We start from the raw sequence: 11,748 nt of genomic DNA, 5'->3' as shown, positions 1-11,748 counted from the left end.
GGAAGAGTGTTGAGGGACGGAAGACTTTTGGCCCGTCCCGGCAGGTTTTGCCAGATCGTGCGTCCGGCGAGAGGACGATACGATGTCAGATGGCGTCGATCCTGGCGCGCACGCCGTCGAGATCCTCGATCAACGTACCGAGGTCGTCATGAAGGGCGGCATGGATCGCCTCGGCCGCATCGGGAAATTCTTCGAGCACCCGGCGCATCAGCGTGGGCGTGATGCGGACGACCTCCGCCGCCGTGACGGCATGGGCATCGGTGGGGCGCTCGCCGCGCAGGAACAGCGCCATCTGCCCGATCAGGGCGGAGCGGCCGACCCTGACGGGCTCGGCACCGGCGCCACGCGGCGCCAGTTCGACCGTTCCGGACATGACGACGTATCCGCCATCGCTGCGCTCGTTGCGGGCGAACAGCACGTCCCCCGGCGTCAGGCTGCGACGCTCAGCGGCAAAGGAGAGCAGCCTCAGGGCGTCCCGCGCCATGAAGCTGAACAGGGGGGCCGCCGCCAGGATCGCGATGTCGTCGTCGAGCCCCAATGCCGTCCGCTCCCTCAAGACGGAGGCGTCCCTCCGGAGGAGCTAGCCTTAGCCGAAGGCGGGCGAGGGGGGAAATCCGGCGCCGCGCCCGCGCAGGGACGGAGCGTCGATCAAACGGATGTCATGAAACCGGTGGATAGACGCGTCTCCCGAGGGCGACGAAGACGGAAATTCCGGTGTCCAATCACTTCTGCCTGGATCCGAACGATCCCTATGCGCAATCCGAGGTCCTCGTCTTCTTCGAGGGCCGATATCCGGATATCCGCCTGCTGTCGGTCATCGATGGGAACGACGACGAAATCTTGTCCGATCTCGTCATCGAGCAGCAACGCGACCTGATTCGGGAAATCGCCGCCTTCCACACATCCGGCGGTGATGCGCCGAATGCGGCCGCCTGATCCTCAGGGCAGCAACTTGTAGCCACCGCCTTCCGTCACGAGGATGGCGGTGACGGCCGGGTTCGGCTCGATCTTCTGGCGCAGGCGGTAGATGTGGGTCTCCAGCGTATGCGTGGTGACCTGCGCGTTGTAGCCCCAGACCTCGGCCAGCAACGTGTCGCGGCCCACCACCTCGCGGCCGGCGCGGTAGAGGAAGCGCAGGATCGCCGTCTCCTTCTCGGTGAGCTTCAGCTTCGAGCCACGCTCACAGATGAGGAGCTTGGCGCCGGGGCGGAAGGTGTAGGGGCCAATCTGGAAGACGGCGTCCTCGCTGGCCTCGTGGCTGCGCAGATGCGCGCGGATGCGCGCGAGGAGCACCGCGAACTTGAACGGCTTGGCGACATAATCGTTGGCGCCCGCTTCCAGGCCCTCCACCGTGTCTTCTTCCGAATCCTGCGCGCTCAGCATGATGACCGGGCCGCGATAACCGTTGCGGCGCATGGTCCGCACCGCTTCGCGCCCATCCATGTCCGGCAGGCCGACATCCATGATCGCGAGATCGATCCGATCCTCGGCCACGCGGGCGAGGGCGGATTTCCCGTCCTCCGCGCTGACGGTGACGAACTCCTCGTACAGGTCGAGTTGTTCGATCAAGGTTTCGCGCAGGGACTCGTCGTCGTCGCAGACGAGAAGGCGATGGGTGGTCGACATCGGCCGGGGATACTTTCACACGCAACAGGGATGTGCCCGAACGGGCCGATCCCGAAAACTTGAGAGACGACCGCTTCGTCGGCCGCGAGCCTACACAGCAGAGTGATGGCGGGTTTATGTCAGAACCTTGAACGAGGGCGCGCCGGAGGCGGAGTATGCACGTCCGTGACGGTTCGACCCCCGAAAAAGTTTCGCATGGGTGCCGTCGTCGCGCATCGCCGCCTCAGGAATGGACTGGCTCGGGCCGGTCTGTCCGGTCGATAAGGCCGACATGATCCGTTTGACCCTCTCTCGCATCCGCGTCCGCCGGCTGGTGAGTGATCCCACTCGCGGGCAGATTCTCGCCGCCAATGCGGTCATTCCCTGCGCGCTCGGCCGCTCCGGCATCGGTCAGGTCAAGCGCGAAGGAGACGGCCTGTCCCCGCGGGGCGTCTTCCGCCTGCGGGCCGGGGCCTATCGCCCGGACCATTTCGGGGCCCGCCCCCGCACCGCGCTGGCTCTGCGCCGGACGCGACAGAACGACGGCTGGTGCGACGACCCGCGCGACCGGCGCTACAACCGGCCGATCGTCCTACCCGCCCCCGGTGTCAGCGCGGAGCGGATGTGGCGGGAGGACGGTCTCTACGACCTCGTCGTCGATCTCGACTACAACCGCCAGCCGATCCGGCCGGGGCGCGGCTCGGCGATCTTCCTCCATGTGGCACGGGCGGGATACCTGCCGACGGAGGGCTGCGTCGCGGTGAAGCGAGGCGACCTCGTCCGGCTACTGCGGCGCCTCGGGCCGCACACCCGGCTGCAGATCCTGTGACCCGTGCATCCCTACCCCCGGACCGGCAGGGCGGCGGGCGATGCGTCCGGCCGGTCTCCCGGACGGGACAGGGTCAGGACCAGGATGGCGGCGAGGATGCACAGGGCGCCGGCGGCGAAGAAGGCCGGCAGGTAGCTCGACAGGGCGGTGCGTGACAGGCCGGCGCCGTAGGCGATGGTGGCGGCCCCGAGCTGGTGACCCGCGAACACCCAGCCGAAGACGAGGTTCGCCTTCTCGCGCCCGAACCGGGCGGCGGTGAGCCGCACGGTGGGCGGCACCGTGGCGATCCAGTCGAGCCCATAGAAAGCGGCGAAGACAGACAGGCCGACGAAGGAGAAGTCGGAGAACGGCAGGAACATCAGCGAGAGGCCGCGCAGGCCGTAATACCAGAACAGGAGCCAGCGGTTGTCGTAGCGGTCGGAGAGCCAGCCCGACGCCACCGTGCCGATGAAGTCGAACACGCCCATCGCCGCCAGCACGCTCGCCCCCTGGACCGGGCCGATGCCGTAATCGGCGCAGAGGGGGATGAAGTGGGTCTGGATCAGCCCGTTGGTGCTGGCCCCGCAGATGAAGAACGTGGCGAAGAGCACCCAGAACACACCCGTGCGCGACGCCTCCGCCAGGGCTCCGAGGGCGGAGCCGCTCACGACCGGCGGCGGAGCGGTACCGGTAACTGCGGTCTCGCCATAGGGGGCCAGATCCATGTCCTCCGGCCGGTCCCGCAACAGCGCCGTGACGGCGAGCCCCGCCGTGAGCAGCAGCCCGCAGATCACCAGGAGTGCGGCGCGCCAGCCGAGATGTTCGGTGAGGGCGGCGAGGAGCGGCAGCACGATGAGCTGGCCGGTGGCCGAACTGGCGGTGAGGAGACCGACCACGAGGCCGCGCGAGCGCGAGAACCAGCGGGTCGCGATGGTGGCGCCGAGCACCAGGGCGGTGAGCCCCGTGCCGATGCCGACGACGACGCCCCAGAGCATGACCAGCTGCCAGACCTCGCTCATGAACAGGGAGGTGAGGAGCCCCCCGACGATGAGCAGAAGCGCCAGGAGCACGATGCGGCGCGGGCCGTAGCGGTTCATCAGCTGGGCCGCGAAAGGCCCCATCAATCCGAACAGGACGAAGCGCACGGCCAGCGCCGAGGAGATCGTCGCCGTGTCCCAGCCGAACTCCTTCTGCAAGGGCAGGATCAGCACGCCCGGTGCGCCAACGGCGCCGGCCGTCACCAGCATGGTGAGGAAGGTGACGCCGGCGACGACCCAGCCGTAATGGACGTTGCGGCGGGCAAGCGGCGCGGCAACGGCGTTCGACAACGACCCGAAGGGAGCGGTGATGGTCATACGGCCTCTTCGGGTTCCGCATGCTGGTTCGGTGGGATCACCGGGCGGGCATGCCCGGCACCGCGACGCGGTCGACCCTTGCTTAGGCGCATATGCACGCTTTACACAAGCGCGTCGTCCGCAGACCCCGTGACCCATTCCTCGAGGACTTTTCGCGATGGACCGTCCGGCACCGGTGTCACCGTGCCACTGCCTCGCCCTTCGCCAGGCGTCGCGCCGGCTGACTCAGCATTACGACCAGCATCTCGCGCCGACCGGCCTGCGCACCAGCCAGTACGGTCTGTTGCGCGGTCTCGGCCGTGTCGGGCCGATCTCCATCAACGGCTTTGCCGACATCATGGTGATGGACCGCACCACGATGGGCCGTGCCCTGCATCCGCTCACCCGGGACGGTCTTATCGCCGCCGGTCCGGGACGGGACGGCCGCACGCGCTCCCTCACCCTCACGGAGGCCGGCCAAAAACGCATCGAGGAGGCGCAGCCTTTTTGGGAGCAGGCGCAACGGACGTTCGAGGAACGCTACGGTGCGGTGCCGGCCGGAGACCTGCGCCGGGCGGCCGAGCGGCTCGCCCTGTCTGTCTGATTGGGTGTCGCTGGGACCCCGCGAAGCGTCCGAATCCTACAGGAAATCCGTGGGGCGCCCCGCGGCCACCACCAGCATCCTGCCATCGGCGAAGGTGCGGGCACCGGCGCGGCGGATGTCCGCCTGGGTCACGTTCGTCACCATCTCGTTGCGGCGGGCGAAGTAGTCCATGCCCAGCCCCTCGAAGGAGATCTGCACGAGCTGGTGCGCGATCTTGGTCGAGGTGTCGAAGCCGAGCGCATAGGAGCCGGTGAGGTAATCCTTGGCCTTCTGAAGCTCCTCGTCGGATGGGCCGTCGCTGATGAGGCGGCCGATCTCGTCGCCGATCACCGACAGGGCTTCGCCCACGCGCTCGTTCTTGGTGGCGGTGTAGCCCCAGGTCATGGCGCTGGCGCGGTGGCTGACGAGGGAGGTGCCGACCGAATAGGCCAGCCCACGCTTCTCGCGCACTTCCTGGAACAGGCGAGAGGTGAAGGAGCCGCCGCCGAGGATGTGGTTGAGCACGTAGGCGGGGATGAAATCCGGGTCCTTCCACGGCACGCCACCCATGCCGAAGCGCAGGACCGATTGCGGCACGTCGATATCGACGACGACGCGGCGCCCGAGTTGGCCGACCTGGGTCTGCGGCACGGCGTTCAGCGGTCCGGCCTCGTCGAGGACACCGAAGGCGCGGTTGAGGGCATCGGCCAGACGGTCGGCATCGATGGCGCCGACGGCCGCCACTTTCAGACCGCCGCGGCCGATGATCTTCCGGTGCATCGCCACGAGGTCGTCGCGGGTGATGGCCGCGATGCTCTCCGGCGTGCCGGACGAGGGACGGGCATAGGGATGGCCGGCATAGGCTTCGGCGAAGAAGCGACGTGACGCCATCACGCCCGGATCGTTCTGCTGGTAGCGCAGGCCGGCCAGCGTCTGGGCGCGCACGCGCTCGATGGCGTCGGGATCGAAGCGCGGCTTGGCGAGCGCCAGGGCGAGGAGGTCGATGGCCTCGTCGGCGTGCTTGACCAGCATCTTGAGGGAGCCGCCCACCGCGTCGGCGCCGGCATGGAACGACAATTCGATGGCCCGCGCGGCCAGACGCTCCTGGAAGGCGTCGGAGGAGAGGTCGCCGGCGCCCTCGTCGAGGAGGCGCGCCAGCATCTGCGCCACGCCGCCCTTGCCTTCGGGATCCTGAGCCGCCCCCCCCTCGAAGGTGAAGGCGAGGGCGATCATCGGCACCACGGGCGATTCCACGTGCCAGGCCTCGATGCCGGCGGCGGCGGCCACCGGAAGCGCCAGCGTGGGGGCGTTCGCGCTGCGGGCGGTGGTATCGACCAGATTGGCTTCGACCGAGTTCATGAGAACCTCATTCTTCTTCTGGGCGCCCGGGCCGGGATCAGCGGGATCGTGCGTGAGGGTCGCCTCACGCAACGGCGGCGTCGGGATCGCGCGTCTTGGTCAGGTATCCGGTGACGGAGCGGGCGGGGATCAGGTAGCGCTCGGCCACGGCGGCGAGGCGATCCCGCGTCACGCCCTCGATGTCGGAGGGCCAGCGGCGGACCTCCTCGATGCTCTCGCCGATGGCGAGCGCCGAGCCGTAGATACGGGCCAGCGACGACTGGCTGTCGGAGGAATAGACCGTTTCGGCGACGAGCCTGGTCTTGGCCCGTTCGATGGCCTCCGGACCCAGGGCCTCGGAGGGGACGCGGCGCAGGACGCGGTCGACCTCGTCCTCCAGGCGCTCCAGGCTCACGCCCTCGGCGGGGATGGCGTAGACCGAGAAGCGCGTGTCGTCGATGGCCGAGCCCATGTACCAGGCGCCGGCATTCACGGCGACGCCGAGCTCCATCACCAGTTTGCGGTAGAGGAAGGACGTGGAGCCGCCGCCCATCACCTCGGCCAGCAGTTCCAGGGCGTGGCACTCGCCGTCGCGGGCGGTCATGCAGGAGGGGGTGAGATAGAGCCGCTGCAGGGTCGGCTGTTCCACCTTCGGATCGACGACGCTGAGCCGGCGGAGCGCGCGGGGCTCGGGCTCCTTGGCGCGCACCCGCACCGGCCGGGCGCCGCGCGGCGTCACGAGCCCGTAGGTGTCGTCGGCGAGCCGCCGGACCTCGTCGGGCGTCACGTCACCGGCCACGACCAGGATGGCGTTCTCAGGGGTGTAGAAGCGGTTGTAATAGTCGAGGGCGTGGGTGCGGTTGAGATCCTCGATTTCGTGCATCCAGCCGATGATCGGCGTGCCGTAGGGGTGATGCACGAACAGCGAGGCGGCCATGGCCTCGGAGAGCTGGGCCGACGGGTCGGTCTCCACCCGCATGCGGCGCTCTTCCAGCACCACGTCGCGCTCCGGCGCCACCACGGCATCCTCGAGGACGAGACCGGTCATGCGGTCGGCCTCGAACTCCATCATGGTCTTGAGATGGTCGCGGGCGACGCGCTGGAAATAGGCGGTGTAATCGTAGGAGGTGAAGGCGTTCTCCTGGCCGCCGAGGCCGGACACGGCCTGCGAGAAGGCGCCGACCGGATGCTTCTCCGTGCCCTTGAACATCAGGTGTTCGAGAAAGTGCGCGATGCCGGACTGCCCGATCGGATCGTCGGCCGAACCGTTGCGGTACCACACCATGTGCGTCACCACCGGCGCGCGGTGATCGGGCACCACGACGACATCGAGGCCGTTATCGAGGGCAAAGGCGGAGACTTCGGGGCCACCGGCCTCGGACCGCCCGAACGGCGCGGCCTCGGCCCGGCCGGCATGGCCGTAGCGGCGGTTGAGCGAGAACCCGGGCGTATCCTTCCGCAACAGATGCATCGTCTTTTCCTTGATACGTCGGCCATGCGTGACCGCCCGTCATGAACGCAATGCCCCTTAGCGCACGCCTCGGATGCCACGAATCCGCAGGCCGAGGTCAGGGCAAATCCCGTACCGATACCCTTCGGGCGCCGGGGGTGGGTGCGGGATCCAGCGGGACGGGGCCATCTCCTCTACGAGCGATGGGACCGTCCGCGGGCTCCTCGCGGAACTCGGCTAGCGACCCCGGATGTAGGCACCCGGATCGGCTTCCTCACGCTCGCGCGAGGGATTATTGATGGGGTCGCTGTTGTTGCGGGCGACCGCCTTCGGGGCCTTGCGGTACCCGTTCGGCGGGTCGGTGAGGGTATCGCGATCGGGCTCAGCGAGAATGGGCTGGGCCTTGTCCTCGCGCTTGCCGAAGATGTCGAAGGGGCTCCAGATCGACGACGAGGCGCCGTCGCTCTCGGGACGGCCCGGCTCGGTGCGCACGCTGGCATCGGCGCGTCGGCCGCCGCGCATCTCGTCGAGCGAAAGCGTCATGTTGTTGTCGTTCATCCGCCCCTGCGCTCCGCGGGAGATCGGCTTCTTCGCGTCGGCGAGTTCACGGTCGCGCTGGACGATCTCGGGATCCTTGGGCCATTGCGGCGTGGCAGTGGCGGCACGCGGCGGCGGCAGCGCCTTGCCGTCGAGCTTGGGCGGCATCACCAGGGGCGCCCGCTCACGATAGGTGATGGCCGGCTTCTCGGGCTCGATCAGGCCGATGCTGCTCAGGGTGTCGCGCATGAACACGCCCTGCTGCGCCTGGGCGCCGCTCGCCGCGAGAAGTCCGGTAAAGCCGAGAATGAACCCGCGATGCCCGATCATGCTGCCCCCAAATTGCGCCGGCCCGCAGAGTGCGCCAGCTCGAATGCGTGCCTGCCCGGAACGTGCTGGCGCGTGTCGGTGTCGGTCGATGCCGGTCTTGCCCTCGTGGCCTGACGGCGGTTTCAGGCGAACGTATGGCGCCTTGACCGCAGCGCACCAGCCTCCCGGCCACAACGATCCGCAATGTGGTTTACGGATCACAGCCGCACGAATCTTCAGGGGCCGCCCGGAGGGGCTTCGTCCCGAGGGTGCCGGACCGGGATCAGGCTGTCGATGAGGAGGCCGACGACACCGGCGACGATGGCCGCGTCGGCGATGTTGAACACGTACCAGGACCATGCGCCCGCATGGAGGTGGACGAAGTCGAACACCGCACCGTAGGCTGCCCGGTCGATGGCGTTGCCGATCGCCCCGCCCGCGATGAGCCCGAGGGCGGCGGCCAGGAGCGCCGACGAGGCACGGCGCATCCAGGCGATCATCCCGATCGAGGCCGCCACGGAGACTGCCACCAGGATCCAGCGGCCTAGGCCGCCCTCCTGCTGGAACAGGCCGTAGGAGATGCCCCGATTCCAGACGACGACGACATCCGCGAAGCCGGTCAGATGCCAGGGCTGCGTCAGCACCAGATCGGTGCCGAAATAGAGCCAGAGCTTGGAGGCCTGATCGAGGACGAGGGTGGCGAGAAGGATAAGGAGGCCGAGGCGGAAGGGGGGCATGCCGGCGCCTTCCCCTCCCCCCAAGTGGGGGGAGGGAAGGCCCGTGTCGGATCGCGAAGCGTTCACGCCACGCCCGACGCGGCGTGCAGCGCGTCCCATTCCCGCAGCGCCTGGGCGTCGCGGGGTGTCACGTCCGGGTAATCGGGATCGGAGCCGACCGTCTCGGAGACGCGCCACGACCGGGCACATTTGCGGCCCTTGGCCGGTCCGGAGACCACGGCCACGCCGCGCACCTCATCGATTCGGAAGGCCTCTTCCGGCCCCTCCCCGTCGACGATCGTGATGCCGGAGGTGATGCAGACTTCCGAGAAATCGATCCCGTCGAGGGCGGAGAGCAGATCGGAATCGGAGACGAAGACGGTCGGTGCCGCCTCGAGGCTGGCGCCGATGCGCTTGGCCGCGCGCTCGATCTCAAGGGCGCCGGTGACCACGCGGCGCACCCGGCGGATCTTCTGCCAGCGCTCCGTGAGGGCGGCATTCCGCCAGGAGGCGGGAGTCTCGGGCAGCGTCTCGAGATGGACGGAGTCGACATCCGACGGGTAACGGTCGAGCCAGGCTTCCTCCGCCGTGAAGGCGAGGACGGGGGCGAGCCAGATCGTCACCCGGCGGAAGGTTTCGTCGATGACCTGCAGCGCGGCGCGGCGGACCTGCGACGAGATCGGGTCGCAGTAGAGCGCGTCCTTCCTCACGTCGAAATAGAAAGCCGAGAGGTCGCCGGTCATGAAGCCGTTGAGGAGCGCCACCACCCGCTTGGTGTCGAAAGTGGCGTAGGCCTCGCGGATCTCGCCGTCGAGTTCGCAGAGGCGATGCAGGATCAGCCGCTCCAGCTCGGGCAAGTCGGCATGATGCACGGGTTCGCCCGCCTCGAAATGCGCCAGCGAGCCGAGCATCCAGCGCAGCGAATTGCGCAGCTTACGGTAGGTCTCGGCGAAGGTCTTGATGATCTCCGGGCCGATGCGCAGGTCGTCGGCGTAATCGGAGGCCGCCACCCAGAGGCGCAGGATGTCGGCGCCCGAATCCTTGATGACGCTCTGCGGCGCGACGACGTTGCCCTTCGACTTCGACATCTTCAGACCCTTGGGGTCGAGGACGAACCCGTGGGTGAGGACGATGTCGTAGGGCGCGCGTCCCCGTGTGCCGGCGGATTCCAGAAGCGACGACTGGAACCAGCCGCGATGCTGGTCGGAGCCTTCGAGATACATCACCGTGTCCCGGCCGCCGTCGCGTTTACGCACCACGCCGGAGAGGCCGGGGAACTGGTCCGGGTCGTCGAGAACGAAAGCGTGGGTCGAGCCCGAATCGAACCAGACGTCGAGGACGTCCGTCACTTTCTCATACTCCGCCGGGTCGTGATCCGGCGCGAGGAAGCGGGCGCCGTCCCGATCGGTGAACCAGGCGTCGGCGCCTTCGGCCAGGAAGGCTTCGGCGATGCGGGCATTCACGGCCTCGTCGCGCAGGATCTCGCTGGTGCCCTTCTTCACGAAGACGGTGATCGGCACGCCCCAGGCGCGCTGGCGCGACACCACCCAGTCGGGCCGATTGGCGACCATACCGTTGATGCGGTTCTTGCCCTGTGATGGTACCCACCGCGTCTCGTCGATGGATGTGAGCGCCACCTCGCGCAGCGTCCTCTCACCGAGGGACTCCACCGGCTTGTCCAGCGCGATGAACCATTGCGGCGTGTTGCGGAAGATCACCGGCTTCTTCGAGCGCCAGGAGTGCGGGTAGCTGTGCTTGAGCGTGCCGCGCGCCACCAGGGTGCCGGCCTCCGTCAGGGCGGCGATCACCGCCTTGTTGGCGTCGCCCTTGTCGCCCTTCGGCGTCAGGACGAGTTTTCCCGTGAAACCGGGGGCCTCCTCGGTGAGCGCCCCATCGGCATCGACGGTGTAGGGGATGCGGGTGTCGATGCCGCGCTGGGTGAGCGCGCGGCCATTGGCCATCCACACCTCGAAATCTTCGCGGCCATGGCCCGGCGCCGTATGGACGAAGCCGGTGCCGGCCTCGTCGGTGACGTGGTCGCCCTCGAGAAGCGGAACCTGGAAGTCGTAGCCGGCGGTGTGGCCAGCGAGCGGATGCGAGAGGGTCAGGCCGGCAAGCTCTGAGGCCGACACGTCACGGACGCGCTCGAACGCCTCCACGCGGGCCGAGGCGAAGACCCCGGCGGCCAGGGTATCGGCGAGGAGGTAGGTGTCGCCGGTCTTGGCCCAGTTGTCCTCGGCCGCCGCGGTGACGCGGTAGAGGCCGTAGGCCACCCGCTTCGAATAGGCCACGGCGCGGTTGCCCGGCATGGTCCAGGGCGTGGTCGTCCAGATCACGACGCGCGAAGCGGCCAGATCATCCGGTGCCCCAGCGGTGAGCCGGAACGCCGCGAAAATCGTATCGCTGACATGGTCCTCGTACTCGACCTCGGCTTCCGCCAGCGCCGTCTTCTCCACCACCGACCACATCACCGGCTTCGAGCCGCGATAGAGCTGGCCGGTCATGGAGAAGGTCATGAGTTCGCGCGCGATCGTGGCCTCCGCCGGGAAGGTCATGGTCGCGTAGGGGTGGTCCCAGTCGCCGGTGACGCCGAGGCGCTTGAACTCGGTCCGCTGCGTATCGAGCCACTGACCGGCGAAGGCCCTGCACTCCTGGCGGAATTCGAGGACCGGTACGTCGTCCTTGTTGCGGCCCTTGGCGCGGTACTGCTCCTCGATCTTCCACTCGATCGGCAGGCCGTGGCAGTCCCAGCCCGGCACGTAATTGGCGTCGTAGCCGAGCGCGCCCTGCGAGCGGACGATGACGTCCTTCAGGATCTTGTTGAGCGCCGTGCCGATATGGATGTTGCCGTTGGCGTAGGGCGGACCATCGTGGAGCACGAATTTCGGGCGTCCGGCGGCCTTCATCCTGATACGGCCGTAGAGGTCGATGGCGGCCCAGCGCTCCAGGAGGAGGGGCTCGCGCACCGGCAGGCCGGCCCGCATGGGGAACTCGGTCTTGGGCAGGAACAGGGTCTGCGAATAGTCGCGGGTGGGCAGGCCGGCGTCGGGGGCTGTCGAATCGGTCAT

General features: G+C 68.3%; 11 protein-coding genes. 3 read left to right on the top strand and 8 right to left on the bottom strand.

The features are described from left to right. Positions 1–85 precede the first annotated feature (85 nt). The gene (locus MBTS_RS16200; RefSeq protein ID WP_056148680.1) at positions 86–538 is read right to left on the bottom strand and encodes a cyclic nucleotide-binding domain-containing protein; all 453 of its coding nucleotides are present in this window, start codon (positions 536–538) and stop codon (positions 86–88) included. A gap of 176 nt (positions 539–714) precedes the next feature. Between MBTS_RS16200 and MBTS_RS16195 the strand changes: the two genes are divergently transcribed. Continuing rightward, positions 715–936 (top strand): hypothetical protein, encoded by a 222-nt coding sequence (locus tag MBTS_RS16195; protein ID WP_018045886.1) that lies wholly within the window; start codon positions 715–717, stop codon positions 934–936. A gap of 3 nt (positions 937–939) precedes the next feature. On the opposite strand, the gene MBTS_RS16190 is transcribed toward MBTS_RS16195, so the two are convergent. Beyond that, positions 940–1,626 carry a response regulator transcription factor gene (locus tag MBTS_RS16190; protein WP_018045885.1) on the bottom strand — a complete coding sequence of 229 codons (687 nt, stop codon included), beginning with the start codon at positions 1,624–1,626 and terminating at the stop codon, positions 940–942. A gap of 271 nt (positions 1,627–1,897) precedes the next feature. Between MBTS_RS16190 and MBTS_RS16185 the strand changes: the two genes are divergently transcribed. After that, entirely contained in the window at positions 1,898–2,434 is a 537-nt protein-coding gene (locus tag MBTS_RS16185) for a L,D-transpeptidase family protein (RefSeq protein WP_056148859.1), read from the top strand. A gap of 11 nt (positions 2,435–2,445) precedes the next feature. On the opposite strand, the gene MBTS_RS16180 is transcribed toward MBTS_RS16185, so the two are convergent. After that, a complete protein-coding gene (locus MBTS_RS16180) occupies positions 2,446–3,768 on the bottom strand; it encodes an MFS transporter (RefSeq protein WP_056148679.1) in 1,323 nt (440 codons plus the stop codon). 157 nt (positions 3,769–3,925) lie between these two features. Between MBTS_RS16180 and MBTS_RS16175 the strand changes: the two genes are divergently transcribed. After that, positions 3,926–4,351, top strand: coding sequence for a MarR family winged helix-turn-helix transcriptional regulator (locus MBTS_RS16175; protein ID WP_192216014.1), 426 nt, complete (start codon positions 3,926–3,928; stop codon positions 4,349–4,351). Between the two features lie 36 nt (positions 4,352–4,387). On the opposite strand, the gene MBTS_RS16170 is transcribed toward MBTS_RS16175, so the two are convergent. The 5 genes from MBTS_RS16170 to ileS all read right to left on the bottom strand — a co-directional run bounded on the left by MBTS_RS16170 (position 4,388) and on the right by ileS (position 11,748). Continuing rightward, entirely contained in the window at positions 4,388–5,689 is a 1,302-nt protein-coding gene (locus tag MBTS_RS16170; RefSeq protein ID WP_056249858.1) for a M16 family metallopeptidase, read from the bottom strand. A 64-nt stretch (positions 5,690–5,753) separates the two neighbouring features. Continuing rightward, complete coding sequence (locus MBTS_RS16165; RefSeq protein ID WP_018045880.1) at positions 5,754–7,139, bottom strand: M16 family metallopeptidase; 1,386 nt, start codon at positions 7,137–7,139, stop codon at positions 5,754–5,756. Positions 7,140–7,355: 216 nt separating this feature from the next. Then, complete coding sequence (locus MBTS_RS16160; RefSeq protein WP_018045879.1) at positions 7,356–7,985, bottom strand: hypothetical protein; 630 nt, start codon at positions 7,983–7,985, stop codon at positions 7,356–7,358. A gap of 215 nt (positions 7,986–8,200) precedes the next feature. Continuing rightward, positions 8,201–8,701: a signal peptidase II gene (gene lspA, locus MBTS_RS16155; RefSeq protein WP_056148673.1), complete on the bottom strand. Its 501-nt coding sequence runs from the start codon at positions 8,699–8,701 to the stop codon at positions 8,201–8,203. Positions 8,702–8,763: 62 nt separating this feature from the next. Then, entirely contained in the window at positions 8,764–11,748 is a 2,985-nt protein-coding gene (ileS, locus tag MBTS_RS16150) for an isoleucine--tRNA ligase (protein WP_192216013.1), read from the bottom strand.

Origin of the sequence: Methylobacterium bullatum, from assembly GCF_014845095.1 — a bacterium.
Lineage (GTDB): Bacteria > Pseudomonadota > Alphaproteobacteria > Rhizobiales > Beijerinckiaceae > Methylobacterium > Methylobacterium bullatum.
This window is presented reverse-complemented; position numbering and strand designations above follow the sequence as displayed.

Excerpts from the sequence above, each read along its gene's own strand:
- MBTS_RS16185 (WP_056148859.1), top strand. The coding sequence starts at position 1,898 with ATGATCCGTTTGACCCTCTCTCGCATCCGCGTCCGCCGGCTGGTGAGT.
- MBTS_RS16175 (WP_192216014.1), top strand. The coding sequence starts at position 3,926 with ATGGACCGTCCGGCACCGGTGTCACCGTGCCACTGCCTCGCCCTTCGC.
- MBTS_RS16170 (WP_056249858.1), bottom strand. The coding sequence starts at position 5,689 with ATGAACTCGGTCGAAGCCAATCTGGTCGATACCACCGCCCGCAGCGCG.
- MBTS_RS16165 (WP_018045880.1), bottom strand. The coding sequence starts at position 7,139 with ATGCATCTGTTGCGGAAGGATACGCCCGGGTTCTCGCTCAACCGCCGC.
- ileS (WP_192216013.1), bottom strand. The coding sequence starts at position 11,748 with ATGACCGATTCGACAGCCCCCGACGCCGGCCTGCCCACCCGCGACTAT.
- MBTS_RS16160 (WP_018045879.1), bottom strand. The coding sequence starts at position 7,985 with ATGATCGGGCATCGCGGGTTCATTCTCGGCTTTACCGGACTTCTCGCG.
- lspA (WP_056148673.1), bottom strand. The coding sequence starts at position 8,701 with ATGCCCCCCTTCCGCCTCGGCCTCCTTATCCTTCTCGCCACCCTCGTC.
- MBTS_RS16190 (WP_018045885.1), bottom strand. The coding sequence starts at position 1,626 with ATGTCGACCACCCATCGCCTTCTCGTCTGCGACGACGACGAGTCCCTG.
- MBTS_RS16180 (WP_056148679.1), bottom strand. The coding sequence starts at position 3,768 with ATGACCATCACCGCTCCCTTCGGGTCGTTGTCGAACGCCGTTGCCGCG.